Annotated in this window: 27 protein-coding genes and 1 tRNA gene; 16 read left to right on the top strand and 12 right to left on the bottom strand. The window is 67.6% G+C overall.

Annotated elements, in window-relative coordinates:
• The 5 genes from IEV87_RS13150 to IEV87_RS13130 all read right to left on the bottom strand — a co-directional run bounded on the left by IEV87_RS13150 (position 1) and on the right by IEV87_RS13130 (position 5,443).
• Positions 1 to 1,140 (bottom strand): murein hydrolase activator EnvC family protein, encoded by a 1,140-nt coding sequence (locus IEV87_RS13150; RefSeq protein ID WP_188478441.1) that lies wholly within the window; start codon positions 1,138 to 1,140, stop codon positions 1 to 3.
• Positions 1,140 to 2,657, bottom strand: a complete 1,518-nt coding sequence (gene gpmI, locus IEV87_RS13145; protein ID WP_188478116.1) for a 2,3-bisphosphoglycerate-independent phosphoglycerate mutase — start codon at positions 2,655 to 2,657, stop codon at positions 1,140 to 1,142. Before gpmI ends, IEV87_RS13150 begins: the two co-directional genes overlap by 1 nt.
• Before the next feature lie 436 nt (positions 2,658 to 3,093).
• Positions 3,094 to 3,564 (bottom strand): 23S rRNA (pseudouridine(1915)-N(3))-methyltransferase RlmH, encoded by a 471-nt coding sequence (gene rlmH, locus IEV87_RS13140; protein WP_188478115.1) that lies wholly within the window; start codon positions 3,562 to 3,564, stop codon positions 3,094 to 3,096.
• 6 nt (positions 3,565 to 3,570) lie between these two features.
• Positions 3,571 to 4,059 (bottom strand): ribosome silencing factor, encoded by a 489-nt coding sequence (gene rsfS, locus IEV87_RS13135; protein ID WP_188478440.1) that lies wholly within the window; start codon positions 4,057 to 4,059, stop codon positions 3,571 to 3,573.
• Positions 4,060 to 4,117: 58 nt separating this feature from the next.
• Positions 4,118 to 5,443: a mechanosensitive ion channel family protein gene (locus IEV87_RS13130; RefSeq protein ID WP_188478114.1), complete on the bottom strand. Its 1,326-nt coding sequence runs from the start codon at positions 5,441 to 5,443 to the stop codon at positions 4,118 to 4,120.
• A gap of 137 nt (positions 5,444 to 5,580) precedes the next feature.
• Between IEV87_RS13130 and IEV87_RS13125 the strand changes: the two genes are divergently transcribed.
• The 6 genes from IEV87_RS13125 to IEV87_RS13100 all read left to right on the top strand — a co-directional run bounded on the left by IEV87_RS13125 (position 5,581) and on the right by IEV87_RS13100 (position 10,894).
• The gene (locus IEV87_RS13125; protein WP_188478113.1) at positions 5,581 to 5,805 is read left to right on the top strand and encodes a hypothetical protein; all 225 of its coding nucleotides are present in this window, start codon (positions 5,581 to 5,583) and stop codon (positions 5,803 to 5,805) included.
• 91 nt (positions 5,806 to 5,896) lie between these two features.
• A complete protein-coding gene (locus IEV87_RS13120; RefSeq protein WP_188478112.1) occupies positions 5,897 to 6,295 on the top strand; it encodes a hypothetical protein in 399 nt (132 codons plus the stop codon).
• A 215-nt stretch (positions 6,296 to 6,510) separates the two neighbouring features.
• Positions 6,511 to 7,929 carry a 3-isopropylmalate dehydratase large subunit gene (gene leuC, locus IEV87_RS13115; RefSeq protein ID WP_188478111.1) on the top strand — a complete coding sequence of 473 codons (1,419 nt, stop codon included), beginning with the start codon at positions 6,511 to 6,513 and terminating at the stop codon, positions 7,927 to 7,929.
• Complete coding sequence (gene leuD / locus IEV87_RS13110; RefSeq protein WP_188478110.1) at positions 7,929 to 8,534, top strand: 3-isopropylmalate dehydratase small subunit; 606 nt, start codon at positions 7,929 to 7,931, stop codon at positions 8,532 to 8,534. Before leuC ends, leuD begins: the two co-directional genes overlap by 1 nt.
• Positions 8,535 to 8,807: 273 nt before the next feature.
• The gene (locus IEV87_RS13105; protein WP_188478109.1) at positions 8,808 to 9,650 is read left to right on the top strand and encodes a hypothetical protein; all 843 of its coding nucleotides are present in this window, start codon (positions 8,808 to 8,810) and stop codon (positions 9,648 to 9,650) included.
• A gap of 155 nt (positions 9,651 to 9,805) precedes the next feature.
• Positions 9,806 to 10,894 carry an endonuclease/exonuclease/phosphatase family protein gene (locus IEV87_RS13100; RefSeq protein ID WP_188478108.1) on the top strand — a complete coding sequence of 363 codons (1,089 nt, stop codon included), beginning with the start codon at positions 9,806 to 9,808 and terminating at the stop codon, positions 10,892 to 10,894.
• On the opposite strand, the gene IEV87_RS13095 is transcribed toward IEV87_RS13100, so the two are convergent.
• Positions 10,867 to 11,763 (bottom strand): epimerase, encoded by an 897-nt coding sequence (locus IEV87_RS13095; RefSeq protein ID WP_229737555.1) that lies wholly within the window; start codon positions 11,761 to 11,763, stop codon positions 10,867 to 10,869. The two genes, IEV87_RS13100 and IEV87_RS13095, sit on opposite strands and share 28 nt — an antisense overlap.
• Positions 11,764 to 11,861: 98 nt before the next feature.
• On the opposite strand from IEV87_RS13095, the gene IEV87_RS13090 reads away from it, so the two are divergent.
• Both IEV87_RS13090 and leuB read left to right on the top strand, forming a co-directional pair.
• The gene (locus tag IEV87_RS13090; RefSeq protein ID WP_188478107.1) at positions 11,862 to 12,761 is read left to right on the top strand and encodes a LysR family transcriptional regulator; all 900 of its coding nucleotides are present in this window, start codon (positions 11,862 to 11,864) and stop codon (positions 12,759 to 12,761) included.
• Between the two features lie 83 nt (positions 12,762 to 12,844).
• Positions 12,845 to 13,948, top strand: a complete 1,104-nt coding sequence (gene leuB / locus IEV87_RS13085; protein ID WP_188478106.1) for a 3-isopropylmalate dehydrogenase — start codon at positions 12,845 to 12,847, stop codon at positions 13,946 to 13,948.
• A gap of 24 nt (positions 13,949 to 13,972) precedes the next feature.
• On the opposite strand, the gene IEV87_RS13080 is transcribed toward leuB, so the two are convergent.
• On the bottom strand, positions 13,973 to 14,848 hold the full coding sequence (locus IEV87_RS13080) for a hypothetical protein (RefSeq protein WP_188478105.1): 876 nt from the start codon (positions 14,846 to 14,848) through the stop codon (positions 13,973 to 13,975).
• Between the two features lie 340 nt (positions 14,849 to 15,188).
• On the opposite strand from IEV87_RS13080, the gene IEV87_RS13075 reads away from it, so the two are divergent.
• Positions 15,189 to 16,142: a DMT family transporter gene (locus IEV87_RS13075; protein WP_188478104.1), complete on the top strand. Its 954-nt coding sequence runs from the start codon at positions 15,189 to 15,191 to the stop codon at positions 16,140 to 16,142.
• Between the two features lie 141 nt (positions 16,143 to 16,283).
• On the opposite strand, the gene IEV87_RS13070 is transcribed toward IEV87_RS13075, so the two are convergent.
• The gene (locus IEV87_RS13070; protein WP_188478103.1) at positions 16,284 to 17,210 is read right to left on the bottom strand and encodes a ketopantoate reductase family protein; all 927 of its coding nucleotides are present in this window, start codon (positions 17,208 to 17,210) and stop codon (positions 16,284 to 16,286) included.
• A 115-nt stretch (positions 17,211 to 17,325) separates the two neighbouring features.
• On the opposite strand from IEV87_RS13070, the gene IEV87_RS13065 reads away from it, so the two are divergent.
• The 3 genes from IEV87_RS13065 (at position 17,326) to IEV87_RS13055 (ending at position 19,002) form a co-directional block, all read left to right on the top strand.
• The gene (locus tag IEV87_RS13065) at positions 17,326 to 18,222 is read left to right on the top strand and encodes a DMT family transporter (protein WP_188478102.1); all 897 of its coding nucleotides are present in this window, start codon (positions 17,326 to 17,328) and stop codon (positions 18,220 to 18,222) included.
• 80 nt (positions 18,223 to 18,302) lie between these two features.
• A tRNA-Pro gene (locus IEV87_RS13060) sits at positions 18,303 to 18,379 on the top strand.
• Between the two features lie 128 nt (positions 18,380 to 18,507).
• A complete protein-coding gene (locus IEV87_RS13055) occupies positions 18,508 to 19,002 on the top strand; it encodes a cytochrome b (RefSeq protein WP_188478101.1) in 495 nt (164 codons plus the stop codon).
• Between the two features lie 4 nt (positions 19,003 to 19,006).
• On the opposite strand, the gene IEV87_RS13050 is transcribed toward IEV87_RS13055, so the two are convergent.
• Positions 19,007 to 19,774, bottom strand: a complete 768-nt coding sequence (locus IEV87_RS13050) for a cyclase family protein (RefSeq protein ID WP_188478100.1) — start codon at positions 19,772 to 19,774, stop codon at positions 19,007 to 19,009.
• A gap of 98 nt (positions 19,775 to 19,872) precedes the next feature.
• On the opposite strand from IEV87_RS13050, the gene IEV87_RS13045 reads away from it, so the two are divergent.
• Positions 19,873 to 21,087: an MFS transporter gene (locus IEV87_RS13045; RefSeq protein WP_188478099.1), complete on the top strand. Its 1,215-nt coding sequence runs from the start codon at positions 19,873 to 19,875 to the stop codon at positions 21,085 to 21,087.
• 80 nt (positions 21,088 to 21,167) lie between these two features.
• Here the strand turns inward: IEV87_RS13045 and trhO are convergent, their stop codons facing one another.
• Both trhO and IEV87_RS13035 read right to left on the bottom strand, forming a co-directional pair.
• Positions 21,168 to 22,079, bottom strand: a complete 912-nt coding sequence (gene trhO / locus IEV87_RS13040; protein ID WP_188478098.1) for an oxygen-dependent tRNA uridine(34) hydroxylase TrhO — start codon at positions 22,077 to 22,079, stop codon at positions 21,168 to 21,170.
• A gap of 69 nt (positions 22,080 to 22,148) precedes the next feature.
• On the bottom strand, positions 22,149 to 22,700 hold the full coding sequence (locus IEV87_RS13035; RefSeq protein WP_188478097.1) for an NADPH-dependent FMN reductase: 552 nt from the start codon (positions 22,698 to 22,700) through the stop codon (positions 22,149 to 22,151).
• A 148-nt stretch (positions 22,701 to 22,848) separates the two neighbouring features.
• Between IEV87_RS13035 and pncA the strand changes: the two genes are divergently transcribed.
• A complete protein-coding gene (gene pncA, locus IEV87_RS13030) occupies positions 22,849 to 23,445 on the top strand; it encodes a bifunctional nicotinamidase/pyrazinamidase (protein WP_188478096.1) in 597 nt (198 codons plus the stop codon).
• 8 nt (positions 23,446 to 23,453) lie between these two features.
• Here the strand turns inward: pncA and IEV87_RS13025 are convergent, their stop codons facing one another.
• Positions 23,454 to 24,365 carry an AraC family transcriptional regulator gene (locus IEV87_RS13025; protein ID WP_188478095.1) on the bottom strand — a complete coding sequence of 304 codons (912 nt, stop codon included), beginning with the start codon at positions 24,363 to 24,365 and terminating at the stop codon, positions 23,454 to 23,456.
• A 148-nt stretch (positions 24,366 to 24,513) separates the two neighbouring features.
• Here IEV87_RS13025 and IEV87_RS13020 point away from each other — a divergent pair, with 148 nt between their 5' ends.
• A complete protein-coding gene (locus IEV87_RS13020) occupies positions 24,514 to 25,272 on the top strand; it encodes an SDR family NAD(P)-dependent oxidoreductase (RefSeq protein WP_188478094.1) in 759 nt (252 codons plus the stop codon).
• Between the two features lie 106 nt (positions 25,273 to 25,378).
• Complete coding sequence (pncB, locus tag IEV87_RS13015; RefSeq protein ID WP_188478093.1) at positions 25,379 to 26,671, top strand: nicotinate phosphoribosyltransferase; 1,293 nt, start codon at positions 25,379 to 25,381, stop codon at positions 26,669 to 26,671.
• Positions 26,672 to 26,690 lie beyond the last annotated feature (19 nt).

Genomic DNA, 26,690 nt, shown 5'->3' with positions numbered 1-26,690 from the left:
TCAATCCTTCATGCCCCTGAACCACGCTGCCGGATCCTCTGGGACGTTATCCTGTCTGACTTCCACATAGAGCGTTTCGCTGCGCCCCGATCCAGAGTCTTCTGACGCATCCGCGACCGAGAGAACAGCCCCGAGGTCCGGATCCCTGCCTCCCATGAGCCCGACCGGCGCCCCGGCGGGCAGAATGTCGCCCGAGCCACCATAGACCACGTCCAGACCGGCGAACACGAAAAGAATGCCGGGTTCGGGCTCAAGGATCATCACATTTCCGAGGTTCAGAAGCGGGCCGCGATACCGGATCGTCGCCGCCGTGGGTGAGGTCACGATGGCACGCGGACGGGTCGCCAGCACCATGCCGGGACGGGTGATGCCGGCGGCGTCGGCCTCCTTGAAGCCACGCAGCACCCGGCCAAGAACGGGCAGGGGGATGTCACCCTTGCGGTCGCGCACCGTCGGCAGGTCGACCGCGCGTTCGTCATCCCCGATGTCGGTCAGGCCCGAGGCGAAGGCCGACAGCGTTTCGGTCGATGCGATCAGCAGCGCGGTCTTGATCGGATCCTCGGTGAACTTGCGCGGCAGGTCGGTGCGTTCGGCCACCGCCTTGGACAGGTCGGTGCGCGCCTGCTGCACGCCCCGCAGCCCCTCGGACAGCCGGGCGGCGGCGCTTTCCTGAAGCTCACGCAGCACCCGCACCTCGTCCAGCTTGGCGCGCAGGGACGCCGCGCGCTCGTCCAGCCCACGCGACACATCTGCCACGATCATCGCGGAGCGCGCCGTGCCGACCGGTCCCGCCGGGTGCAGGAACACCACCGGCGATCCCGCTCCGCCCATGACCTGCAGCGTGCCCAGAAGCCGCGCGATCTCGCCCTCCCGCGCCTGCAGGTCCCGGCTCAGCACCGCTTCGCGGGCCGACACCTGCCGCAGCCCTTCGCGCATCGCCGCCAGCCCGGATTCGAACGCCCGCGTCGTTTCGGTCAGTGCCGCGACGCGGTCCGGGGCCTCCTCCGCCGCATCCAGCAGGGTGATGGCCCTGTCCAGCTGTTCCGCCGCGCGGGTGGCCGCCTGCACCGTGTCATCCTGCGCCCGCCCCGCGCCGGGCAGCGCGATCACGACAGCCAGCAGAGCGAGGGCGCGCAGCATCATGACAGCAGGCTCTCCCCCGTCATCTCCTCCGGTTGCGGCAGCCCCATGAGCGCAAGCAGCGTCGGCGCCAGATCCGCCAGCCGCCCCGCCCGCAGCCCCGCGCCCGCCGGTCCGCCGATCAGCGCCACCGGGACAAGGTTCGTCGTGTGCGCCGTATGCGGCCCGCCGGTCACCGGATCGACCATGACCTCGCAATTGCCGTGGTCCGCCGTCAGGATCATCGCCCCGCCCGCCTTTTCCAGCGCCGCGACTACCCGCGCCAGCCCCCGGTCCACCGCCGCACAGGCCGCCATGGCCGCCTTCAGATCGCCCGTGTGCCCCACCATGTCCGGATTGGCATAGTTGGTCACGATCAGGTCGTACCCCTTTTCGATGGCGGCGACGAACCGGTCCGTGACCTCCTCCGACGACATCTCCGGCTGCAGGTCATAGGTCGCCACCTTGGGTGAGAGCGGCATGTACCGGTCCTCCCCGGCCTTCTCCTGCTCCACCCCGCCGTCGAGGAAGAAGGTCACATGCGGATACTTCTCCGTCTCCGCCAGCCGGAACTGGGTCTTCCCCTGCTTCGCCACCCATTCGCCAAGCGTGTTCACGATCTGCTGCTTGGGATAGCAGGTGGTCATGTAGGCGTTGTGCGCCTCGGAATAATCCACCATGCCGAGCAGCGCCGCCCACTCCGGCCGTGTCCCGGTGTCGAACGCATCGAACCCCGGTTCCCCTACGGCCCGCAGGATTTCCCGCGCGCGGTCGGCCCGGAAGTTGAGACAGAAGAACCCGTCCCCGTCCTGCGCGCCCGCATAGCCGCCGATGACGGTCGGGGTGATGAATTCGTCCGTCTCCCCGTTCTCGTAGCCCCTGGTGATCGCGGAATGCGCCGTCGCGGACTTCCCGCCCTCACCGCGGACCATCGCGCCGTAGGCCTCCGCCACCCGGTCCCACCTGTTGTCCCGGTCCATCGCGTAGTAGCGGCCCGACAGCGTCGCGATCCGCGCCTTCTCCGGCAGCGTCTCCTCAAGTTCGGCGAGGTAGCCGTAGGCCGATTTCGGCGCCACGTCCCGCCCGTCCGTCACCGCGTGGAAGGCAACCGGCACCCCGCTGCCCGCGATGGCGCCGATGGCCGCGCGGATGTGTGAGACATGGCCATGCACCCCGCCGTCCGACATCAGCCCCATGACATGTGCCGTCCCGCCCGTGCCCTTCATCCGGTCGATAAACGCGTTCAGGGCGGGGTTCGCGGCAAATGACCCGTCCTCGATCGCCAGGTCGATCTGGCCAAGGTCCATCGCCACCACGCGCCCCGCGCCGATATTGGTATGCCCGACCTCCGAATTGCCCATCTGTCCCGAAGGCAGCCCCACGTCCGGCCCGTGCGTGACCAGCGTCGCATGCGGACAGGTCGCCATGATCCGGTCATAGGTCGGCGTGTCCGCCAGCGCGGGCGCGTTGGCCTCCGTCGTGTCGGAAAGGCCCCATCCGTCGAGAATGCACAGGACGACGGGTTTCGGGATGGTCATCGGTGGGCTCCGGCCTGCTTCGCCGCCTGTGTAACGGGGATGGTCGCGGGGGTGAAGGCGGGATGGGACGCGTTAGCGCCAACTGTGACGATGGAGCCAAACTCCTTCGGATCGGCATGTGCGTAAGGCCCGGAACGAGGCCAGAAGGGCCGCCGGGCCAGCGCCCGTCCGCCCCCTCGGGCGGGCGCTGCGCCGCCGTTTGCGACGAGATCAATCTATCCGCTGTCACGACTGGATAAAGTAAAGACCTCAGGCATTGTTCGCCCGCCCGGCGGACATGCTCGGGCCCTCTGTCGGTGACAGGTTCCCACAGCCAATTTTTTCGACCTCGTCATCCTCGGACTTGACCCGAGGATCACCCGTCGCCCGTGCCAAGGCCCAGAGATCCTCGGTTCCGGCCCGGAGATGACGCCCCGTACCGGACAAGCGCCACATCTCACACCCGATGATACGGCGACCCCGCCAGAATCGTCACCGCCCGGTAGATCTGTTCCGCCAGCATCACCCGCACCAGCATGTGCGGCCAGACCATCTTGCCGAAGGACAGCGCCTGATCCGTCCGCGCCCTCATCGCAGGATCGATCCCGTCCGCGCCGCCGATCACGAAGGCGCAGTCCGACACGCCCTCGTCCCGCCAGCGGGCCAGCACTTCGGCAAAGTCAGGAGAGCTCATCACCACGCCGCGTTCGTCCAGCGCGATTACGCGCGCCCGGTCGGGCAGGGCTTTCTCAAGCAGGACCGCCTCCGCGGCCATCCCGCCGCCCTTGCGGTCTTCCACCTCGGCCACCGAAACGGGACCGAGACCGAGGGCGCGGCCCGAACGTGTCGCCCGGGTCAGGTAGTCGTCAATCAGATCGGCCTCGGGCCCCTTGCGCAGGCGCCCGACGGCGCAGATCGTCAGTTTCACGTCCGCTCAGGCGTGAGAGCGGTCGTTCGATGCCGGCATCCACATCTTCTCAAGCTGGTAGAAGTCGCGGACCTCGGGGCGGAACACGTGAACGACGACGTCGCCGGTGTCGATCAGTACCCAGTCGCCGGTCTCCTTGCCTTCGACCTTGGCCGTGAAGCCGTAGGTTTCCTTGATGCGCTCCACGAGCTTTTCGGAAATCGCGGCGACCTGACGCGAGGAGCGCCCGGACGCGATGACCATGAAATCACCCATGGAAGACCGTCCGCGCAGGTCGATCTGCACGATTTCTTCGGCCTTGTCGCTGTCGAGGGAGGAGAGGATCAGGTCCAGCAGGGACTCGCTGATCGACTGGGAGTGAGCCATCACGCTGGCTCCTTTGGAAACGGGCTTCGCCGTAACAGTGTCAAGTGACAGGACATTGTCCTCCTTGCTGCGCGCCGCCAATGTCCCGGCGCTGGACGTACCTGTAAGGTAACAGCGCGGGGATGTCATTTCAATGAAACTGGAGCACTTCGCCGCCGTATGGCGGCGACGCGCGGGCATCAGCGCATCAGTCGGGCAACTCGAACCCCGGACCGGCCTCTTCATCCTTCAGCATCCGGACCTCACGCTGCGGGAACGGAATCGAAATCCCGTTGGCCCGGAACGCATCCCAGAGCGCCAGGTACACGTTCCCCCGGATATTCGTCAGCCCCTGCGTCGGATCCCGGATCCAGAACCGCAGGATATAGTCCACCGAACTGTCCCCGAACCCCACGATATGACAGACCGGCGCCTTGTGGGTCAGCACGCGGTCCACGCTCGCCGCCGCCTCCACCGCGACCTTCCGCACCAGATGCGGGTCGTCGCCATAGGCCGTGCCGAAAAAGATGTCGAGCCGGACGAAATCGTCCGAATGCGACCAGTTCACCACCTGCCCGGTGATGAGATCCTCGTTCGGGATCAGGTACTCCTTCCCGTCCCGCGTCACCACCGACACGTAGCGCGCGCCGAGCGAGTTGATCCAGCCGAAGGTCTCACCCAGGGAAATCACGTCCCCCGGCTTCACCGACTTGTCGAGAAGGATGATGACCCCCGACACAAGGTTCGACACCACCTTCTGCAACCCGAACCCGAGCCCGACGCCGATCGCCCCCGACAGCACGGCAAGCCCCGTTAGATCCACCCCGACCGACTTCAGCCCGATGAACAGCGCCAGCCCGTACAGCAGCAGTTGCAGGAACTTGACCACCAGCACCCGCATGGAAGGAGAGATATCCTCCACCCGGCTGATATTGGCGGCCGACGCGTGGCTCAGGAACCGCGCCAGCGTGAACAGTGCCGTCAGCAGCACCATCGCCTGCAACACGGTCCACAGCGTCAGCCGGGTTTCCCCGAACGACAGACCGACGCTTTCGAACAGGCGCTGCGTCTCATCCGTCAGGCCGACGATAACCAGCGTCACCCAGATCCACCCGACGATCCGCACGATCCCCCGCAGGAAGGTATTCGCGATCAGCCGCGTCAGCAGCGCGATCACCAGCCATGCGAAGGCCAGGCTCCCCGCCGCCGCCAGCAGATAGGACCGCGACGGCCACGTCACCTCCCGCATCACCCAGACGACCGGCCAGATCAGCGCGACGAACAGGATCAGCCGCAGCCGCCGGTGCAGGACGAGGAACAGCCGCAGCCGCCACTTCGGCCAGCCCTCCTGCGCGCGCAGCCAGTTGTGCAGCAGCGGTCCGACCACGTAGGACAGCCCGACTGCCGCGACGATCAGCCCGGCAAGGATGGCCAGCTGGTACAGGTTCCACACCCGCATCATGCCGGTGAGGAACAGATGCGCCTGCGCCCACAGTCCCGTCGCGATTTCCGAGATGATGTCGAGCGGTGTCATGCCGTTGTGGTCTCCCGAAGGCCGCCAGTCTGCACGCCGGACGACAGGTTTGGCAAGGTTCGCGGGGTTCCGCCGGTCCCGCGCCTCTTGCCGCGCCGCCGCGTGAACGGGGACGGCGGACGTGGCATACTGGGTCCATGAGACATACAGACTCGCACAACGCCCCGCCAAGCCGGATCACCGCACCCGCCCGTGCCGCCGACCGGACCGAAAAGCTGCGCCGCTACCGCCGCGCGCTGCTCGGCACCGGAGCGGCGGCAGGTGGCATCCTGAAACGCGCCACCCGCGACGCCGACCGTGACCGCGCCCTTGCGGTCAGCTTCGGCCGCGCCGGGCGGCGCTGGTATCTGCGCGGCATCTGACGCGCGGACCCGGACCGCCAGCGGCCTTCCGGTCGCGACTGGCCAGACAACACCGGCTGCGCTACGCTGGTCGGCAATCGGGTGTGTTGCCATGGGTCTTCAGTCGGAACTGCGCGCGGACACGGGTGTCCTCGTCATCACCATCATTTCGCCCCCGGACCGGGACGAAGGCGACGAGGCGCGCGCGCTCATCCATTCCCTTGTCGACCAACGCCGCCTGCATGCCGTGGTGCTGGACCTGAGCCTCCAGCAAAGCTCCATCCTGACCGCCGCCCGCGCCCGCGCGTTCCTCAGCCGGACCGACCGGCAGATCGCGCGGCACATGCCGGACCGCACAGGGCCGTTCCGGATCGCCATCGTCTCCCGGCCCGGCTCCTTCGGGCACGGCATGGGCCGGATGCTCGCCGGTCACGCCTATGATCTCGCGCAGGTTCAGCTGGAACAGTTCGAAACCCTGCCCGAGGCCGAGACATGGGCCGCCGGGGCCTGATACGCCAAGCCCGCTTGCCTGAGACGCCGCCCGGGTGTATCCCAGCCCGCATGACACGGATTTTCGACATGGACGACCGCGCGCGCCTGCCCTGGCGGTTCTTCGGTGCGTCGCTGACGGTGCTGGCCTCGCTATGAGGCCCCGCCCCGCCGCCCGTCCGGGCGCGCGGTTCTCCGGTCACAGCCATTTCACAGCCAGCAAACGGGAGAGGACCCATGTCCCCCAAGCCATCCGCCAAGACGCTCTACGACAAGATCTGGGATGCCCATGTCGCACATGAAGCCGACGACGGCACCTGCCTGCTCTACATCGACCGCCATCTCGTCCACGAGGTGACAAGCCCCCAGGCCTTCGAAGGTCTGCGCATGTCGAACCGCAAGGTCCGCGCGCCGGAAAAGACCATCGCCGTGCCCGACCACAACGTCCCCACCACCATGGGCCGCGAAAACCCCGCCTCCATGACCGAGGAATCGCGCATCCAGGTCGAGGCGCTGGACAAGAACGCGCGTGAATTCGGCGTGCACTACTACCCCGTGTCCGACATCCGCCAGGGTATCGTGCACATCGTCGGCCCCGAACAGGGCTGGACCCTGCCGGGCATGACCGTGGTCTGCGGCGACAGCCATACGGCCACGCACGGCGCCTTCGGCGCGCTTGCCCACGGGATCGGCACCTCCGAGGTCGAGCATGTGCTCGCCACCCAGACCCTGATCCAGAAGAAGTCCAAGAACATGAAGGTCGAGATCACCGGCCAGCTCCGCCCCGGTGTCACCGCCAAGGACATCACCCTCTCGGTCATCGGCGCGACCGGAACGGCCGGCGGCACCGGCTACGTCATCGAATACTGCGGCGAGGCGATCCGCAGCCTGTCCATGGAAGGCCGCATGACCGTCTGCAACATGGCGATCGAAGGCGGCGCCCGCGCCGGCCTCATCGCCCCGGACGAAACCACCTACGCCTACGTCAAGGGTCGCCCGCACGCGCCGAAGGGTGCCCAGTGGGAAGCCGCGATGGACTGGTGGAAGACGCTCTATTCCGACGACGACGCGCATTGGGACAAGGTCGTCACCATTCGCGGCGAGGATATCGAACCCGTCGTGACCTGGGGCACCTCACCCGAGGACGTGCTGCCGATCTCCGCCCTCGTGCCTTCGCCCGACCAGTTCAAGGGCGGCAAGGTCGACGCGGTCAAACGGTCGCTCGACTACATGGGCTTGACGGCCGGTCAGAAGCTGACGGATATCGAGATCGACACCGTCTTCATCGGCTCCTGCACCAACGGCCGGATCGAGGATCTGCGCGCTGCCGCCGCGATCCTCAAGGGCAAGAAGGTGAAGGACGGCATGCGCGCCATGGTCGTCCCCGGCTCCGGCCTCGTCCGGGCACAGGCCGAGGAGGAGGGCCTCGCCCAGATCTTCCAGGACGCCGGTTTCGAATGGCGCCTCGCCGGCTGCTCCATGTGTCTTGCGATGAACCCCGACCAGCTGGCCGAGGGCGAACGCTGCGCCTCCACGTCAAACCGCAACTTCGAGGGGCGGCAGGGCTACAAGGGTCGCACGCACCTCGTCTCTCCGGCGATGGCGGCAGCGGCGGCGGTCACCGGCAAACTCACCGACGTACGGGAGATGATGTAATGGACAAATTCGAAAACTTCAGCGGCATCGCCGCCCCCATGCCGCTCGTCAACATCGACACCGACATGATCATCCCCAAGGTCTTCCTGAAGACCATCAAGCGCTCCGGCCTCGGCGTGAACCTCTTCGACGAGATGCGCTATGACCGGCAGGGCAACGAGATCCCCGATTTCGTGCTCAACAAGCCCGCCTACCGCGACGCCCAGATCCTGATCGCGGGCGACAATTTCGGCTGCGGCTCGTCGCGCGAACATGCGCCCTGGGCTCTCGCGGATTTCGGCATCAAGGTGATCGTCTCGACCTCCTTTGCGGACATCTTCTACAACAACTGCTTCAAGAACGGCATGCTGCCCGTCGTGCTCCCGCAGGAACAGGTGGACGTGCTGATGAAGGACGCCGAGAAGGGCGCGAACGCCCGTATCGACGTCAATCTGGAGGCGCAGACCATCACCACCTCTGATGGCGAAACCTTCTCCTTCGAGGTCGACAGCTTCAAGAAGCACTGCCTGCTCGAAGGGCTCGACGACATCGGCCTGACGCTGGAAAAGGCCGCCTCGATCGACACGTTCGAGGCGCAGGCAGCCCAGGCCCGTCCCTGGGTCTGAGCCTCCCGCGGTCTATGTAAGGCCGCCCCCGATACCACCAGATTTAGTAAAATGGGGCCGTCTGGCCCCATTTCCGTTCTGCTATTGATGCAAGATAGCACCAGTTGCACCACGGATTCGCCCTATTTTCCGCGCCTTATGGGGTCGGCTCTTGAGCGTTCGGCGAAAGGGCGGCAGGATTGGGGCAACAATGAGGCACCGCATCATGCGGCATCAAGTTGGGACATTGGGGCGGCAAAGCATCGCTCCGGGCCAGTTTGAGGGGATAGAGCAGTGATCGTCCGTCTGACAGGCGCGTTTCTTCGCGCCCTCCTGATCGCGTTGGCAATCGCCACGCCCTCGCTCCTCCTTCCGGAGGTGGGGGCGGATACCGCGCAGGTCGTCGTCCTCGTGGCGCTGGCGGCCGGGGCCTTCACCTTCATGGAATACTTCAGCCAGTTCCCCTCGATCCTCGAATTCCGCTTTGCCCCGCCGGTCAACCGCCTGCGCTACTTCACCATGTTCGCCATCGTGCTGATGCTGACGGTCTATTTCTCCGGCGCCGCGCTCGAGACCCCGATCGCCTCCCTGCTGATGAAGCTGGCCGCGCTGATGGCCAACGCCGTCGATTTCCCCTTCTCCCCGGTGCGCCTGGTCGTTCTGGCCCTGCCGTCCGGCACCGAACCCGAGGTGGTGGAGATGGTGCGCGACGCCGCCGGCATCGCCTATGTCATGTCGCTGCTCGGCCTTGTCGGCTTTGGCGTGCTGGTCCGCATCTACGGCTGGCCCGTGCGCTACGGCGCGTTCAACGTCTGGATCAACCTGCCCCTCTTCGACCCCACGGGCGGCGGAGACGTGCTGGCCCGCCTCAAGCGCGACAGCATCGTTAACGCGGTCTTAGGGTTTCTCCTGCCATTCCTTCTCCCGGCACTGGTGAAGCTGGCAGGGGCGCTGGTGGACATGTCGGCAATCGGCAATCCCCACACCCTGATCTGGGTGATGACGATATGGGCCTTTGTCCCGGCAAACCTGATCATCCGCGGCGTGGCGCTCGCCCGCGTGGCCGATATCATCGAGGAAAAGCGCCGCCGGACCTACGCAGAGGCGCGGTCGGAGGATGGCTTGCAGGCTGTCTGATCCCGCTGGTCGCCACGCTGGCGGCCGATCCCCTTCGCGCTGATCCGTCCCCCTCCGACCGTTTTCGCATCGTTTTCTGGCACACCGAACAGGCCGCGCGTGGGCCGGGGCTGTTTCTCGACGCCCTCCTGTCAGGCGATCCCGGTCCAATGGCGGTGGCAGAGATACTAGCGGGGCTGTCCCCGGATGTCGCGGTGCTCGCCGGCATCGACTACGACCGCGGCGGCGCGGCGCTGACGGCGCTGGCCGGGGCGGTGGAGAGAGCCTTGGCGGAGCATGCCGGTCGCCCCGATCCCTGCGATCCGTCGCCTTTCCCCCCGGACACGCATTTTTCCCGCATCGACCCGCCCCGCCGAACCGGGTCCGCCCCGCCCGAAACCGGCGGACCTCCGGCATGGCGGGCGTCGTTGCCGCGTCCCTCTCGGATCGGCCAATGTCCTCAGCGCAGTCCGCCTGCCCCGACGGCCAGAGCACTGCAGGCAAGCGCAGCGCCTCCCGCCTTCCACACCTTTACCACCCTACCCAATACCGGCTTGCAGACCGGCCTCGACCTCGACGGCGACGGGCGCCACGGCGGGCCCGGCGACGCACAGGGCTACGGGCGTTTCTCGGGGCAGGGCGGGCTCGCCGTCATCTCCCGCTGGCCGGTCGACCTGATGGTTGACCACTCCGCCCGGCTCTGGCGCGACATGCCCGACACCCTGCTGATCGACGCAGAGGGGAGGGAGGGCGCGCAGGCATCAGGCGCCGACGTCCAGCGCCTTTCCTCCACCGCCCACTGGGAACTGCGCGTCACCCCGCCCCGCGGAAAGCCGGTCACGCTGATGATCTTCCACGCCACCCCGCCGGTCTTCGACGGGCCCGAGGACCGCAACGGCCGCCGCAACCATGACGAGGTGATCTTCTGGAAACACCGGCTCGACGGTGACTTCGGCCCGGCCCCCGATCCGCCGTATGTCATCGCCGGGGCCGCGAACCTCGACCCCTCCGGCGGGGACGGACGCGGTGCGGCGATCCGCGGCCTGCTGAGCGATCCCCGACTGCGCGATCCGCCCGGGCTGACCGGCAAGGCGACGGTCGACTGGCCCGATCCGGGGCCGGGCCGGCTTCGCGTCGACTACCTGCTCCCCTCCGCCGACCTGATCTTGACCGGCAGCGGGCTGGCCCCGGACTCCCCCGCCAGCCGCCACCGCGCGATCTGGATCGACATCGACCTTCAGGCCGCGACCGCCCCGCCGGACTGATGCGCCAGCCCGGCCCGCAGCGCGTCGTCCAGCGGCGTCGGCACGAACTCCGGGCAAAGCCGCGCCAGCTTACCGCCGTCCAGCCGGTGCGGCAGGGACCAGAGATACCGCATCTCGAACACCCCTCTGAGCACCGGCATCACCGGCCGCGCAAGTCGCAGCGGCAGCCAGGCGAACCGCCCGGGACGGACCTCGTGACCAAGCGCCTGCCCGATCCCGTTGGCCAGCTCCGCGCCGGTCAGGGTGTAGCCCGCGAACGGCACGTCCTCGAAGGTCGCAAGGCTGTCGCGGCGTTCCGCCAGCAGCACCGCAGCGCGCGCCACATCCGGCAGGAAGGCCCAGGCATGCGGCACATCCACCGGACCGGGATAGAAAATGGACCCCTTCGCGGCCCTCGGAGTGATGAAGCGGTCAAACCAATTGCCCGAGGCACGGTCGTCGATGAAATCCCCGCAGCGCAGCAGGATGGTCCGCACGCCCGCATCGCGATACTCGGCCTCCACCCCGATCCGCAACCGGCCAAGGGGATTGGAGGCGAGGTGAAGCGTCTCCGCCGTCCAGCCGAAGGGTGCATCCGGCCCGTAGACATAGACATTCCCCGGCACGATCACGCTGGCCCCGGTCGCCTTCGCCACCTCGATCACACGGGCATGCATCGGCATCATCTCCCGTGCCCAGTCCTCGTAGGAGGGCGGGTGCCAGCCCATCACGATAACTGCCGCCCCCGTCGCGGCAGCGCGCAGGTCATCCACCCCGCGCCGGAACCGCCGGACCTGCCAGCCCCGCGCCTCGAAGGCGGCGGCGGCGTGGCGGCCGAACTTTCCGGTCGGGCCAAGAACAAGAACGGTTTCGGGCATGGTACGGGTCATGGCGATCTCCTCAGGTTGACAGATGGCCCCTGAATAAGCCATTCATGAATGGATCAATATTCTCCCGTTTCGCATGTCTGACATTCAGAACTGAATAGATGCCGCAGGACCTCCGGACCCTCGACTGGTCGCTGATCCAGGCCTTCGTCACCGTGGCCGAGACCGGATCGCTCTCCGCCGCCGCCCGGGCGCTGGACCAGTCACAGCCCACGCTCGGCCGCCAGATCCGGCGGCTGGAGGAGGCGACGGGTCTCGACCTCTTCCACCGCCAGCCGCGCGGCCTGATCCTGACTGAACAGGGCGAAGCCCTGCTGCCCGCCGCGCGCCGCATGGCCGAGGGGTTCGGCGCGCTGGCCCTCGCCACCGCCGGGATGGGTGACGGGCTGACCGGCGCGCTGCGCATCACGGCCTCCGAAATCGTCGCGTTTCACCACCTGCCGCCGATCCTGTCCCGAATCCGCGAGGCCGCGCCGGGGCTGGAGATCGTGCTGCTGCCCTCCGACACCACGGAGAACCTGTTGTTCCGCGACGCCGACATTGCCGTACGCATGTACCGCCCCGACCAGCAGGAAATCGTGACCCGCCGCCTCGGCGCGCTGGCCGTCGGAGCCTATGCGGCGCAGGACTACCTCGACCGCAGGGGGCATCCGCAAACCCTCGCCGACCTTGCCGCGCATGACGTGATCGGCTTCGACCGCTCCGATCTGATCCTGCGGGCCATGCGCGACATGGGGCTGGAGGCGGAGCAGGGCAGTTTCGCCCTGCGCTGCGACGATCAGGTGACCTACTGGCAAATGGTCCGCGCGGGGTGCGGAATCGGCTTCGGCCAGCAGTCCATTGGCGACGCCGATCCGCTGGTCACCCGCGTCCTGCCCGACCTCGACATCCCCGCGCTGCCCGTCTGGCTGGCCGCGCACGAAACCCTGCGCCGCACCCCCCGCGTCGCGCTCGCCTGGGAGATGCTGGTGCAGGGCCTCGCCCCCCTTCTGATCCGATAAGCCGGGGTTTCCTTGACCCTGTCGCCGCGCCGGTTTACCCCGCTACAGCAGCCATTTGCGGCACCTTCAGGAGGACCAGACCCATGCCCAATCCCTCGCTTCTCATCCTGCCCGGTGACGGCATCGGCCCCGAGGTCATGGCGGAGGTCCGCAAGATCATCGACTGGTTCGAAGCCAAGCGCGGCATCGCTTTCGATGTTTCCGAGGATCTGGTCGGCGGCTGCGCCTACGACAAGCACGGCACGCCCCTGCACGACGACACCATGGCCAGGGCGCAGGAGGTCGACGCCGTCCTCCTCGGTGCCGTGGGTGGCCCGAAGTACGACAACCTCGACTTCTCCGTGAAGCCCGAGCGCGGCCTGCTGCGCCTGCGCAAGGAGATGGACCTCTTCTCCAACCTCCGCCCGGCCCAGTGCTTTGACGCGCTGGCCGACTTCTCCTCACTCAAGAAGGACGTGGTCGCCGGCCTCGACATCATGATCGTGCGCGAACTGACCTCCGGCGTCTATTTCGGCGAACCGCGCGGCATCTTCGAGGAAGGCAACGAACGCGTCGGCATCAACACGCAGCGCTATACCGAGAGCGAGATCGACCGCGTCGCCCGTTCCGCCTTCGACCTCGCCATGAAGCGCGGCAAGAAGCTCTGCTCGATGGAAAAGGCCAACGTGATGGAGTCCGGCATCCTCTGGCGCGAGGTCGTGACCGAGGTCGGCAAGGACTACCCCGAGGTCGAGCTCAGCCACATGTACGCCGACGCCGGCGCGATGCAGCTGACCCGCTGGCCCAAGCAGTTCGACGTGATCGTGACCGACAACCTGTTCGGCGACCTGCTCTCCGACCTCGCCGCGATGCTGACCGGATCGCTCGGCATGCTGCCCTCCGCCTCTCTCGGCGCACCGATGAACAACGGCCGCCCCAAGGCGCTCTACGAACCCGTGCACGGCTCCGCGCCGGACATCGCGGGGCAGGGCAAGGCCAACCCCTGCGCCTGCATCCTCTCCTTCGCCATGGCGCTGCGCTACTCCTTCGACATGGGGGACGAGGCCGACCGGCTGGAAAAGGCCGTCAACGACGTGCTCGCCTCGGGCGTCCGCACGGCGGACCTGCTGAACGAGGACGGCATCACCCCGGCCAGCACGACGGAAATGGGCGATGCGGTGATCAAGGCGCTCGACGCCTCGCTCTGACACCCCGGCGGCATCTGCCGGCGGTCAGAACCGCCGGCGTCTGCGCCGCAGCCCGGCCAGCGCCGCCAGCGACAGCGCTAGGCCCCAGCCCGCGGCGGGCAGGGGCACAGCCGTTGCGAACGGCGTATAGTTATGGGTCAGCTGCACCTGGATGTCGGTGACCGACGAGGCGTCCGAAAGGCTCTGACAGACGCCGAAGACCGCGTAGGCGCGGCAGGTCGTCGTCACCTGCAGCAGCAGGTCCGAATTGACGATCATCGCCACACTGTCCTCGCGAAAATCCGCAGAGGGCGTGAGCGGTTTGAGATAGGCGTCGAGATAGGTATCCTCGAACGAGAAAGAGGCGGAACTGCTCGCAGAACCGCTGCTCTGGCAGCTTGGCAGGGAAAAGATACAGGCAAACGGAGTCGCCAGCGTACCGACGTTGGCGTTGGCGGAAATCCCGGTCTTGAAATCCGTCCCGTCGAACGCGGTGATCGTCCCGAAACCGGGGCCGCGGAACAGGTACAGGTGATTGAACTGCGACGACTTGGCTTCGGTCTTGATATAGCAACTGACGCCGGGAATCCCGCCGACTCCGAAACAGGCCGCGAAATTCTCCACTTCCACGATGTGCCGCGCAAAGCCCGACCATGTCACGCTGTCGAGCGTTCCGAGCGTCGTGTCGAACTTTTCGAAATAGCGGAAGAATTCCGGCGGCCTTTCGGACTTGATCGCCTCGTTCACGTCGTTGATCCCGACAAGCGACGCGCCGTCGATCTGGGCGTGAACCGATTTCGGGTCGGAGACATTGGCGCTCTGGATGATGACGGCGGCCTGTGCGGCAGACAGGGGCCCGGTCAGGCCCAGGATGAAGGCGGCAAGCAGGCGCGTCGCGCGGATACGGAATGAACGGGACATATCGGACCTTTCTTTCAAATCGTCGTCCCCGGCCCAAGGGTCTTCGCCGGGGCGTTCGCCAGACATCGGAAAATTCGAAATAGGCCGCGCACGGGCATGCGAACTGCCGAAGGGTAGGGTGAGAGTTACGTTGCGTAAGGTCCCGATGTGCTCCGTCGGGGTCATCAGCCGGAAACCGCGGCACACGTATACAATCGGCGCGATATCCGGCAGGTCGTCGCGTCGCCACAGGGCGAACCGCGTCCCTCCGCCGAAAGCGGGCGCACCGGGTTGACCTCGTCGCGGCCACCCCGCACCCTGCACGGCGGGAGAAAACTGACGCAAAGCAAGGAGCCAGCCCGTGCGCGGACCCCTTCCCGGCATCCTTTTTGCCCTTCTCGCCTTTGCGCTGTTCTCGACCCATGACGTCGTGGTCAAGACGCTTGGCGGAACCTATGCGCCGTTTCAGGTGATCTTCTTCTCCGTTCTCTTCTCTTTCCCGATCACCACCGTCGTGCTGATGCGCGATGCGACCGCCGGGACCCTGCTTCCCGTGCATCCGAAATGGGTGATCGCCCGCACCATCGCCGCAGTGCTGGCCAGCATCTGCGCCTTCTACGCCTTTTCGGTCCTGCCGCTGGCCGATGCCTATGCGATCATGTTCGCCTCCCCCCTGCTCATCACGCTGCTGGCCATCCCGGTGCTGGGCGAACGGGTGCGCCTGCGGCGGGGGCTGGCGATCGTGGTGGGCCTGTCCGGCATCATCGTCGTATTGCAGCCCGGGCAGGCGGAGCTGACCCTTGGCCACCTCGCCGCGCTGGTGTCGGCCATCTGCGGCGCCTTCGCCTCGGTCGTGGTGCGCCGGATCGGGCGCGAGGAGCGGAGCGTCGTGCTGCTGCTCTACCCCATGGTGGCGAACTTCCTCGTCATGGGGCTGATGCTGCCGGTGGTCTACGAACCCATGCCGGTCGCCGACCTCGGCAAGGTGGCGCTGATCGCTCTGCTGGCCTTCTGCGCCATGTCCTGCATCATCCTCGCCTACCGCCATGCAGAGGCCGCGCTGATCGCGCCGATGCAGTATTCCCAGATCCTCTGGGCCCTGATCTTCGGCGCCCTGCTGTTCGGCGAAATCCCCTCGGGGACGACGCTGATCGGCGCGGGGATCGTGATCGCCAGCGGGCTTTACATCGTGTTCCGCGAAAGCCGCGCCGGGGTGTCCGACAACACGCCCGTCCTGCGCTCGCGCTCCCGCGTCGGCACCCCCGCCGCCCTGCGCATCGGCCCCATCCTGCGCCTGCGCGGCGTGATCCGGTAGGGGCCCGCGCGAAACACCCGCCCGATGCGCGTCCCACCCCCTGCGAGGGGGGCGGGTCACGGAGGGGGTGAAGGGGAAGGTCAGGAAAGGGGCGAACGAAAACACCCGGACGCTCCCCGGATCGTCATACCCGCGGCGACCCTACCCCGCCGCCAGCCGGTCCGCCGCCGGTTTCAGCGCCGCATACAGCACCGAATGGATGGGCGTAGGAACCCCGTGGCGCGCGCCAAGCCGGACGACGTCGCCGCTCAGATACTCGTGCTCCAGCGGCTTCCCGCGCCGGAAATCGTCCAGCATGGAGGCATGCATCGTCGGCGGCAGGCTCGACACGAAGGCCCAGTCCCGCTCCAGCATGTCCTCCGGCAGGCCGTCCACCACCGCGCGCCCGACGCGCTCCGCCTCTGCGATCGCGTCGCGGAACAGCTTGGCGGACTCCGGGCAGTCGCGGATCGGGCCGATGTCGCATTGCATCAGGGTGGTCAGCGTGGCCAGCGCGCTCTGCGAACAGAACTTGCCCCAGAGCTCGTGCAGGATGTTCCCCGCCACCACCGGAGTCGTCCCCGCTGCCGCAAGCGCCTCGTGCAGCCGGTCCACGCGGGCGGACCGCGACCCGTCGGTCTCTCCGAAGATCAGCGTGTCCATCGGCGCGGTATGGCGGATAACGCCGGGTTCGGAGATTTCGCCAGGGATGCGCGCCACGCCGGGCACCACCCGCTCCGCTCCGATTGCCGTGCCAAGCCGCTCCCAGGCCGAAACCCCGTTCTGGCAGGTGACGACAAAGGTCTCCGGCCCCAGCATCGGGTGAATCTGGTCTCCCGCGCTTTCCACGTCACGGTTCTTGACCATGAACAGCACCACGTCGGCCACCCCGACCTCTGCCGGATCGCCGACCGCCTGCACCGGGTCCAGCACCATGTCGCCCTTGGGGCTGATGACCCGCAGCCCGCCCGCCTGCATCGCCGCCAGATGCGCGCCGCGCGCGATGAACCAGACGTCATGCCCCGCCTGCGCCAGCCGCGCGCCGAAATACCCGCCAAGCGCCCCGGCGCCCATGATCGCGATCTTCATGTCGTCCCCTCCATAGCCGCACCCGATCAGACCCGAGCGTGCCGCAAACATCAACCTCTTGCCCCCGAAGGGCTCCTCCGCCAAGGGTGGACCCGACCACGCCTCCGGAGCCCCCATGTCCCGCAATATCCAAGGCATCCTGCTCGCCCTCGCCGGCTGCGCGCTCTACTCCGCCCATGATGCGCTGATAAAGGCGCTCGGCGCCGGGCTGCCGGCGGTGCAGATCGCCTTCTTCGCCTACCTGCTCGGCATTCCCTTCGTGGTCGCCCTGCTGATCGCCGACACATCCCCCGGCACCCTGCGCCCCGCCAATCCCGGCTGGATGGCCGTGCGCGTCCTGTCGGTGCTGGTCGCCACGCTTGGCGCCTTCTATGCCTTCCTCGTCCTGCCGCTGGCCGAAACCTACACCATCCTCTTCGCCGCCCCGCTCATCATCACCGTGCTCGCCGTGCCGATCCTGGGCGAAACCCTGCGCTGGCGACGCGCCTCGGCGGTGATCGTCGGGCTGATCGGCGTGATCGTGGTGCTTCAGCCCGGCTCCGCGCCGATCGGTCTGGGTCATGTCGCCGCGCTGCTCTCCGCCGCCGGGAACGCCATGGTCCACATCACTGCCCGCCGCATCGGGCCCGAGGAACGGCTGCCGCTGATGATCCTCTACCCGATGCTCGGCATCGTGCTGATCCTCGCCGTTGTCCTGCCGTTCGACTTCCGCCCGCTGACCGGGGCCACCTTCGGCGGTCTCGCCATCCTCGCCTTTCTCAGCTTCTCCGCCATGCTCTGCCTGATCGAGGGCTTCAAGCGCGGAGAGGCCGGGCTGGTCGCGCCCATGCAGTATTCCCAGCTGATCTGGGGCACGCTCTTCGGCGCTGTCTTCTTCGGAGAATGGCCCGAGGGGCCGACGCTGATCGGCGCGGTGCTCATCATCGGATCGGGGCTCTACATCGTGTTCCGAGAAGCCGGTCGCAAGGCGGAGGAGGAGGTCCCCGTCCCCCTCCCGGCCCGCCGTCCGTGACACCCCGGGTGAATCGGGAAAACCCGGCCAAAACCCCCTTGCCAAGCTGAGGCAAAGGCGCTACCCCGCAGCCTCACGGTCGGAGTGTAGCGCAGCCTGGTAGCGCACCTGCTTCGGGAGCAGGGGGTCGGAGGTTCGAATCCTCTCACTCCGACCAGTTTCCCCCAACACGCAATCCGCATCCTCGCCCTTGCAGCGATCCGGCCCTGCTGTGGACGCATCCCCGCGACAGAACCGCCGTGCCCGCGCGTATCACCTTCCGACAAGATCGAAGGAGAGACCCGGATGACCGCAACCGCAACCCCCGCCGCCGCGGGCTTCACCGCCCTGCAGAAGTCGCTGCACTGGGCCGTCGTCCTGCTGCTGGTCTTCCAGTACTTTCTGTTCGACGCCATGGGCCGCCTGTTCCACACCCTGATGGACACCGGCGCGATGCCCTGGACCGTGACCTCCGTTGCCCATGTCGTGATCGGCTCTGCTGTCCTGCTGCTGGCCCTCGCCCGGATCGTCCTGCGCCTGCGCGACGGCGTACCGCCCCCGCCCGTGGCCGAACCCGCGCCGTTTCGCACCCTGTCGAAACTGGCCCACTGGGCGATCTATGCCCTGCTGATCCTGATCCCCCTGTCCGGTCTGGTCGCGTGGTTCGGCCAGGTCGGCGCGGCGGCGGGCGCGCATGAAACGATGACGACCCTGCTCCAGATCATCGTCGTCCTGCATATCGCGGCTGTCATCGTCCACCAGGTCTGGTGGAAGACAAACCTGCTGTCCCGCATGACCTGACCGGTCAGGGCAGCATCGCCACCGGCCTGCACCACCCGGCCGAGGCCGCCCTGATCTTCACCGGAAAGCACTGCACCTGGAACCCGGTCGCGGGAAGCTGGTCGAGATTGGCCAGCTTCTCCATGTGGCAATAACCGCGCACCATCCCCGCCCGGTGCCCCTCCCAAATCAGGGAGGCATCGCCGGTTTCCGCCACCTTCCGGGCCGTGTGCACGAAGGGCGCATCCCAGCTCCAGGCGTCGGTGCCGCAGACCCGCATCCCCCGCTCGGTCATCCAGCAGGTCGCCGCGTGGCCCATGCCGCACCCCGTGGCCACGTACTCTGCCGTGCCATAGGCCGCCCCGGCGGCGGTGTTCACCAGCACGATGTCGCCCGGCTGCAGGTCATGCCCGATCCGGTCGAACTCCTCCGCGACCTCGTCCTCCGTAACCACATGCCCGTCCGGCAGATGCCGGAAGTCCAGCTTCACGCCCGGCCCGATGCACCACTCCAGCGGCACCTCGTCGATGGTGATCGCCCGCGCCCCGCCGTCCATCGTCGAATGGTAATGATAGGGCGCGTCCAGATGCGTGCCGTTGTGGGTCGAGACCTGGATCCGCTCCACCGCCCAGCCTTCGCCACCCGGCAATCCGTCGCGCGTCACGCCGGGAAAGTACTTCAGGATCATGTCGGCGGTCTGGTCATGCGACAGATAGGTGATCGCCGGCGCCAGCCCCGGCGGGTCGGCATGGGGCGTGTTCTCCAGCGGACGGGCTAGATCGATGAGTTTCATGAGAGGCCTCCCTTTGCACCCGACGCTAGCCGCAACTGCGCTTCTGCGCACCGATTTTCCGATTGTGGAGGGCAGGGGGCGGCCCTAGCGTCCGCGCCATGGGAGACGAGGACATTCTCGACAGCGGATATTCCTGGCGACGGCTCATGCTGTCGCTGGCCATCGCCATTGTCGGCAACGTCGGCATGTGGGCGGTGATCGTCGTGCTGCCCTCCATCGCGTCGGAATTCTCGCTCGCCCGCGCGGACGCGACCCTGCCCTACACGCTGACCATGGCGGGTTTCGCCATCGGCAACGGGCTGATCGGCCGGATCGTCGACCGCTACGGTGTCGCCTACGCCCTGATCGGCGCGGCGGTCATGCAGGCGCTCGGCTTTCTCGGCGCGGCGGCTATGCCGGGGATCCTGCCGGTCACGCTGCTGCACCTCGCCGTCGGGTTCGGGGCCGCCGCCTGTTTCGCCCCCCTGATCGCCGACGTCTCGCTCTGGTTCCTGAAGCGGCGCGGCATCGCGGTGGCGCTGATCGCGTCTGGCAACTACCTCTCCGGCGCGTTCTGGCCACTGGTCCTGTCGGGCGTTCTTGCGACGGGGGGCTGGCGCGCCGCCTACACCGTGCTCGGCATCGTCCTCCTCGTCACCGTCATCCCCGGCGCGCTCTTCCTCCGCCGCCGGCTGCCGGACGAGGCCGCCGCCCAGTCCGACCGCATCAGCCTTGCGCGTGCCAAATCCTCGGGCTTCTCGCCGAACGCCCTGACCCTGCTGCTTGGACTGGCCGGGATCGGCTGCTGCGTCGCGATGGCGATGCCGCAGGTTCATATCGTCGCCTTCTGCGTCGACCTCGGCTACGGCCCGGCGGTCGGGGGGCAGATGCTCTCCCTCATGCTGCTTGGCGGCGTCGTGTCCCGCGTCGTCTCCGGCCTCGTCGCCGACCGGATCGGAGGGGTGCGCACGCTGCTCATCGGCTCCGCCCTGCAGACCATGGCGCTGGTGCTCTACCTGCCGTCGGGCGGCCTGACCTCGCTCTACCTCGTTTCCGCCATCTTCGGCCTTTCCCAGGGCGGGATCGTCCCCAGCTACGCGGTGATCGTGCGCGAATACCTCCCCGCGCGCGAGGCCGGGTCGCGGGTCGGGCTGGTCATCATGACCACCATCGTCGGCATGGCGCTTGGCGGCTGGATGTCGGGCTGGATCTACGACGTCTCGGGCAGCTACTTCCTCGCCTTCGTCAACGGCATCGCCTGGAACCTGCTGAACTTCGGCATCGTGCTGATGATCCTGCTGCGCACCCGCCGCGCCGGGGCCGTGCTGGCCTGACCGGGGCAGGGCGCGCCGCCGCCCGCGCTTTTGCCTCCGAAATATCCTCGCCGGAGGCCGCGCGCCGCAAGGCGCGTCCCTCAGCCCTCCGCCCGTCCGAGATGCCGCTCGCCGCGCTGCCGCGCCAGGGCGATCTGCTTCTGCCGCTCCCGGAACCGCGCCTTGTCCGCGTCAGAGGTCCGATCGACGCAGAGATGGCAGGACACCCCGTGCTCGTAACCCGGGCGCGCGCGGTCCTCGGGCAGGATCGGGCGGCGGCAGGCGTGGCAGAGCTCGTGCGGCCCCTCCGCCAGCCCGTGCCCGACCGAAACGCGGCCGTCAAAGACAAAGCAGTCGCCCTGCCAGGCACTCTCTGCCTCGGGGATTTCCTCGAGGTATTTCAGGATGCCGCCCCTCAGGTGATAGACCTCCTCCACCCCCTGGCCGAGCAGATAGTTCGTCGACTTCTCGCACCGGATACCGCCGGTGCAGAACATCGCGATCCGCTTGTTGTGGAACCGCGCCTTGTTCGCCTCCCACCACGCCGGGAAATCACGGAAGCTCTCGGTCTGCGGATCCACCGCACCCTCGAAGGTGCCGATCGCGACCTCGTAGTCGTTGCGGGTGTCGATCACCGCCACGTCCGGCGCCCGGATCAGCGCGTTCCAGTCCGCCGGGTCAACATAGTGGCCGACGCGGGCCAGCGGATCGACATCCGGCTGACCCATGGTCACGATCTCCTTCTTCAGGCGGACCTTCATCCGGCCGAAGGGCTGGTCCGCCGCTGTGCTTTCCTTCCACTCCAGCCCCGCGCAGCCGGGCAGGGCACGGACATGCGCCAGCACCGCGTCGATCCCGGCGCGCGTGCCTGCGATGGTGCCGTTGATCCCCTCGCCGGCCAGCAGCAGCGTTCCCGTCACCCCCTCTGCCAGACAAAGGTCCAGCAGCGGCCCGCGCAGGGCGGCCGGGTCGGGAAACCGGGTGAAATGATAAAGCGCGGCGACGGTGAACATGCCCCGCGATCTACGACCCGTCTGCCCCGCGCGCAAGTGGCGGGCCGCCCGCCCGGCTGGCGAAACCGCTTACCGATGCGCCTCGATCAGTGCCGACAGCCTGCGCAGGTGCGAGGTCAGGTAATCCCGCGTGTCGGTATCGCTGATCTTCCCGTCCGAAACCTTCTTGCCGATGCCGGTGATTGCGACCTCTCCGCCGGTGATGAAGATCGCTCCGGTCACCGACAGCACCTGCCGCAGGTGATAGTTCGACAGGATCCCGCCAAGCTGGCCGGGCGATTGCGTGGCGATCATCACCGGCTTGCCCGCCAGCACCGCCTCCGGTTCCTTCGACAGCCAGTCGATCGCGTTCTTCAGCACCGCCGGGGGCGACCGGTTGTATTCCGGGGATCCGACGATCAGACCGTCGGCCTCTCCGATCAGGCGGTTGAAGGCGCGCACCGCTTCAGGGCCCTTGCCGTCCTCTTTCAGATCCTCGTTGTAGAAGGGCAGGTGGCCGATGTCGGCAAGGGTGATCCGCATGCCTTCGGGTGCAAGGTCGGGCAGGGTCTCCATCATCTGCCGGGTAAACGCGCCGCGGCGCAGGGACCCGACAAGTCCGACGATGTTCAGTGTGCTCATGTCTCATCTCCTGTGTTGCCAGACAGGTAAGCCACCATCGTCCCCCGTCCATCGCGGGCGGCGGCACACCGCCCCTGCACCGGCGCACCAAGATTGACGCCCGCCCCCCGCCTGCTACGGTCCGCCGGGTCCGGGGAAGGAAAACCACATGACACGCGCGCTCATCGTCATCGACGTCCAGACGGATTTCTGCCCCGGTGGGGCGCTTGCGGTGCAGGAAGGCGACGCCATCGTCCCCGGCATCAACGCGCTGATGACCGAATTCCCGGCGGTGATCCTGACGCAGGACTGGCATCCGGCGGGGCATTCCTCCTTCGCCTCCTCCCATCCCGGTGCATCGCCCTTCGACATGACGGAAATGACCTACGGCCCGCAGGTGCTCTGGCCCGACCACTGCATTCAGGGGTCACTGGGGGCGCAGTTCCACCCCGACCTGACGACGGACCGCGCTGATCTGGTGGTCCGCAAGGGTTTCGATCCGGCGATCGACAGCTACTCCGCCTTCTTCGAAAACGATCACAGCACCCCGACCGGGCTGGAGGGCTACCTGAGAACCCGCGGCATCGACGACCTGACGATGGTCGGGCTGGCAACGGATTTCTGCGTGAACTTCTCCGCCGTCGACGCGGCGCGGCTCGGCTTCAAGGTCACCGTGCGCACCGACCTCTGCCGCGGCATCGACCTTGACGGGTCGCTAAAGGCGGCGATGGAAGGGATGGCGCAGGCCGGGGTCGAGATCCGGTAAGGACCGCCTCAGGCAGCCCCCGCCAGAACGCCGCGCCGGGCCGAGGGCGGCTCGCCGAATTCCGCCTTGAATTCCCGTGCAAACTGCGTCGGGCTTTCGTACCCGACGGAGAACGCCGTTTCCGTGACCGCCCGCCCCTGCGCCAGCAGCCGATGCGCCTCGATCATCCGCAGCCGCTTGCGGTACTGCAGCGGGGTCGACCCGGTGGCGCTGCGGAACCTGTCGTGAAAACTCGACGCGCTCATCCCGGCCTCGGCGGCCAGTTCGCCGACCGTGACCTTGTCGCGGAACCGCCGCCGCAGCACCGCGATGCTGCGGGCGATCCGGCTGACCTGGCTGTCCGCCATGGCAAGTTCGCGCAGCATCCCGCCGTGTTCCGCCAGCAGCAGACGGAAATGGACCTCGCGCAGCAGCCCCTCGCCAAGGGTCCGTGCCGCGACCGGGCTGTCCAACGCCGCCACCATCCGGCGGCAGACATCCACGATCTCCTCTTCCGCCGCCCCCGATGACACGGCGTCTTCCCGCGCCGTCTGCAGACGGTCCGGCCCGATCTCGGCCGCCAGTTCCCGCAGCAGGGACAGCCGGATCCCCACGCCAACAGCGAGATAGGGCTTCCCCGCGCTCGCCACGGTGACTTCCGGCACGGCCGGCATCTCCAGCCCGATGATGAGCGAGGTCCCCTCGGCGAAATGCACGCGCCGGTGGCCCAGATCGCTTTCCTTCCGCCCCTGCAGAACCAGGCAGAACACCGGCTCGTACCACGTCAGGTCGAATTTCTGCGGCGCCCGCGCGCGGGTCAGGAACAGGCCGGGCAGGGCCGTCTCCGTCGGCTCCTCCGGCATCGCCCCGGCATCCGCATGGCGCAGTACCGCCGCGGCCAGTCCGGCGTGAAGGTCGGCAAATGGGGTGGTCGTCGTCATGCCCCGTTCTACCCCGCGCAGGCGGTGCAGGCAAAGTGCCGTGACCCGAGTTTCGGAGGATCGGGCAGATCCTGCCGAGGAACCGGCAGGCAATCCGCGGCGTCGGGCCGCAGATACCGGAGCATCGGATTGATCGAAAGGACCCGACATGACCCAATCTCCCCTGATCCTCGTCACCGGCGGCTCGCGCGGCCTGGGACGCGCGGCTGCCCTCGCCCTTGCCGCTGGCGGGGCGGATGTGATCCTCACCTACCACTCCAACGCCGCGCAGGCAGCCACCGCCGTCACCGCGGTCGAGGCAGAGGGCCGCATGGCCCGCGCCTTCAGGCTCGACATCGGGCAGCCCGGAACCTTCGCGACCTTCGCCGACACCCTGCGCGACGCCCTCGCCGGGATGGGGCGCGACCGCATCGACGGGCTGATCAACAACGCGGGCTCGGGCGTCTTCGTGCCCTACGCCGATACCGACGCCGACTCGCTCGACCGGATGTACGGCGAACATCTCAAGGGCCCCTACCTGCTGACACAGACCCTCCTGCCCCTGATCGCGGACGGCGGGCGCATCCTCAACGTCTCCTCGGGACTGACGCGGTTCTCCATGCCCGGCTATTCCGCCTACGCCGCGATGAAGGGCGCGGTAGAGGTGATGACCCGCTATCAGGCGAGGGAACTGGGCGACCGGGGCATCTCCGTCAACGCCTTCGCCCCCGGCGCCATCGAAACCGACTTCGGCGGGGGCGCCGTCCGCGACAATGCCGACCTCAACGCCCATGTCGCCGGGGTCACCGCCCTGGGCCGCGTCGGTCTGCCCTCCGACATCGGCCCGGCCATGGCGGCGCTGGTCCTGTCGCCCTCCAACTGGATCACCGGCCAGCGGATCGAGGCCTCGGGCGGCATGAACCTGTAATCCGCCCGCGCCCCCGGCCGCACAGGCCGCCCCGCCATCTCGCGCCCCCGGCTGGACAAGCCGGGGGCCGCTTGCTTTAGTCGCCGGGCCCGTGAAGGAGTGCCCGATGACCGACCTCGCCACCCGCGTCTGGAACCACCGCTGGAAGATCGACCCGATCGTCCGGTCCCTCATCGACACCGATTTCTACAAGCTCCTGATGTGCCAGTCGGTCTTCCGCAACCGGCCTGACACCACCGTCACCTTCTCCCTCATCAACCGCTCCAGACACGTCCCCCTCGCCGACCTGATCGACGAAGGCGAACTGCGCGAACAGCTTGACCATGTCCGCTCCCTTTCCCTGACCCGCGGGGAATCCACCTGGCTGCGCGGCAACACCTTCTACGGCAAGCGCCAGATGTTCCGCCCCGACTTCATGGAGTGGTTCGAGGCCCTGCGCCTCCCGCCCTACCACCTGGAACGCGTCGGCGATCAGTACGAACTGACCTTCGAGGGGAAGTGGCCCGAGGTCATGCTCTGGGAAATTCCCGCCCTTGCCATCCTGATGGAACTGCGCGGCCGCGCCATCCTCGACACCATGGGCCGCTTCGAACTGCAGGTGCTCTACGCCCGCGCGATGACGAAGATCTGGGAAAAGATCGAACGCCTGCGCGACATCGATGGCCTCCGCATCGCCGACTTCGGCACGCGGCGGCGGCATTCCCACCTCTGGCAGGACTGGTGCGTGCAGGCGATGATCGAGGGGCTGGGACCCAAGTTCACCGGCACCTCCAACTGCCTCATCGCCATGCGCCGCGATCTCGAGGCCGTCGGCACCAACGCCCACGAACTCCCGATGGTCTACTCCGCCCTCGCCGACGGAGACGCCGCGCTCGCCCGGGCCCCCTACGACGTCCTCGCCGACTGGCACGAGGAGCATTCCGGAAACCTCCGCATTATCCTGCCCGACACCTACGGCACGGCCGGCTTCCTCAGGAACGCCCCCGACTGGCTTGCCGGCTGGACCGGCATCCGCATCGATTCCGGAGACCCCGCCACCGGGGCCGAGACGGCAATCAACTGGTGGAAGGCCCGCGGAGAGGACCCCCGCGACAAGCTCGTCATCTTCTCCGACGGTCTGGATGTGGAGAAGATAGAGGAACTCCACCGGCAGTTCTCCGGCCGCGTCCGGGTGTCCTTCGGCTGGGGGACGCTGCTGACGAACGATTTCCGGGGGCTGGTGCCCGGGGACGCCCTGGCGCCGTTTTCGCTGGTGTGCAAGGCGGTCGCGGCGGACGGGCGGCCGACTGTCAAGCTCTCGGACAACCCGGAGAAGGCCATGGGGCCGGAGGGGGAGATCGCTAGGTATAAGCGGGTGTTTGGGGTGGGGGAGCAGGTCAGCTCAAATTTGCTGGTATGATAGCCGACAATTGCGCTGG

The sequence above is a fragment of the Primorskyibacter flagellatus genome (assembly GCF_014638275.1).
In the GTDB taxonomy this organism is placed as follows: Bacteria; Pseudomonadota; Alphaproteobacteria; order Rhodobacterales; family Rhodobacteraceae; genus Pseudooceanicola; species Pseudooceanicola flagellatus_A.
This window is presented reverse-complemented; position numbering and strand designations above follow the sequence as displayed.

Bases quoted from the DNA above. Each gene is read 5' to 3' on its own strand.
- leuB (WP_188478106.1), top strand. From the start codon at position 12,845: ATGCCCAATCCCTCGCTTCTCATCCTGCCCGGTGACGGCATCGGCCCC.
- leuC (WP_188478111.1), top strand. From the start codon at position 6,511: ATGTCCCCCAAGCCATCCGCCAAGACGCTCTACGACAAGATCTGGGAT.
- trhO (WP_188478098.1), bottom strand. From the start codon at position 22,079: ATGTTCACCGTCGCCGCGCTTTATCATTTCACCCGGTTTCCCGACCCG.
- IEV87_RS13130 (WP_188478114.1), bottom strand. From the start codon at position 5,443: ATGACACCGCTCGACATCATCTCGGAAATCGCGACGGGACTGTGGGCG.
- IEV87_RS13065 (WP_188478102.1), top strand. From the start codon at position 17,326: ATGTCCCGCAATATCCAAGGCATCCTGCTCGCCCTCGCCGGCTGCGCG.
- IEV87_RS13035 (WP_188478097.1), bottom strand. From the start codon at position 22,700: ATGAGCACACTGAACATCGTCGGACTTGTCGGGTCCCTGCGCCGCGGC.
- IEV87_RS13055 (WP_188478101.1), top strand. From the start codon at position 18,508: ATGACCGCAACCGCAACCCCCGCCGCCGCGGGCTTCACCGCCCTGCAG.
- IEV87_RS13095 (WP_229737555.1), bottom strand. From the start codon at position 11,763: ATGACCCGTACCATGCCCGAAACCGTTCTTGTTCTTGGCCCGACCGGA.
- leuD (WP_188478110.1), top strand. From the start codon at position 7,929: ATGGACAAATTCGAAAACTTCAGCGGCATCGCCGCCCCCATGCCGCTC.
- IEV87_RS13080 (WP_188478105.1), bottom strand. From the start codon at position 14,848: ATGTCCCGTTCATTCCGTATCCGCGCGACGCGCCTGCTTGCCGCCTTC.
- IEV87_RS13025 (WP_188478095.1), bottom strand. From the start codon at position 24,365: ATGACGACGACCACCCCATTTGCCGACCTTCACGCCGGACTGGCCGCG.
- IEV87_RS13125 (WP_188478113.1), top strand. From the start codon at position 5,581: ATGAGACATACAGACTCGCACAACGCCCCGCCAAGCCGGATCACCGCA.
- IEV87_RS13045 (WP_188478099.1), top strand. From the start codon at position 19,873: ATGGGAGACGAGGACATTCTCGACAGCGGATATTCCTGGCGACGGCTC.
- IEV87_RS13090 (WP_188478107.1), top strand. From the start codon at position 11,862: ATGCCGCAGGACCTCCGGACCCTCGACTGGTCGCTGATCCAGGCCTTC.
- IEV87_RS13020 (WP_188478094.1), top strand. From the start codon at position 24,514: ATGACCCAATCTCCCCTGATCCTCGTCACCGGCGGCTCGCGCGGCCTG.
- rsfS (WP_188478440.1), bottom strand. From the start codon at position 4,059: ATGACATCCCCGCGCTGTTACCTTACAGGTACGTCCAGCGCCGGGACA.
- pncA (WP_188478096.1), top strand. From the start codon at position 22,849: ATGACACGCGCGCTCATCGTCATCGACGTCCAGACGGATTTCTGCCCC.
- pncB (WP_188478093.1), top strand. From the start codon at position 25,379: ATGACCGACCTCGCCACCCGCGTCTGGAACCACCGCTGGAAGATCGAC.
- IEV87_RS13120 (WP_188478112.1), top strand. From the start codon at position 5,897: ATGGGTCTTCAGTCGGAACTGCGCGCGGACACGGGTGTCCTCGTCATC.
- gpmI (WP_188478116.1), bottom strand. From the start codon at position 2,657: ATGACCATCCCGAAACCCGTCGTCCTGTGCATTCTCGACGGATGGGGC.
- IEV87_RS13150 (WP_188478441.1), bottom strand. From the start codon at position 1,140: ATGCTGCGCGCCCTCGCTCTGCTGGCTGTCGTGATCGCGCTGCCCGGC.
- IEV87_RS13050 (WP_188478100.1), bottom strand. From the start codon at position 19,774: ATGAAACTCATCGATCTAGCCCGTCCGCTGGAGAACACGCCCCATGCC.
- IEV87_RS13070 (WP_188478103.1), bottom strand. From the start codon at position 17,210: ATGAAGATCGCGATCATGGGCGCCGGGGCGCTTGGCGGGTATTTCGGC.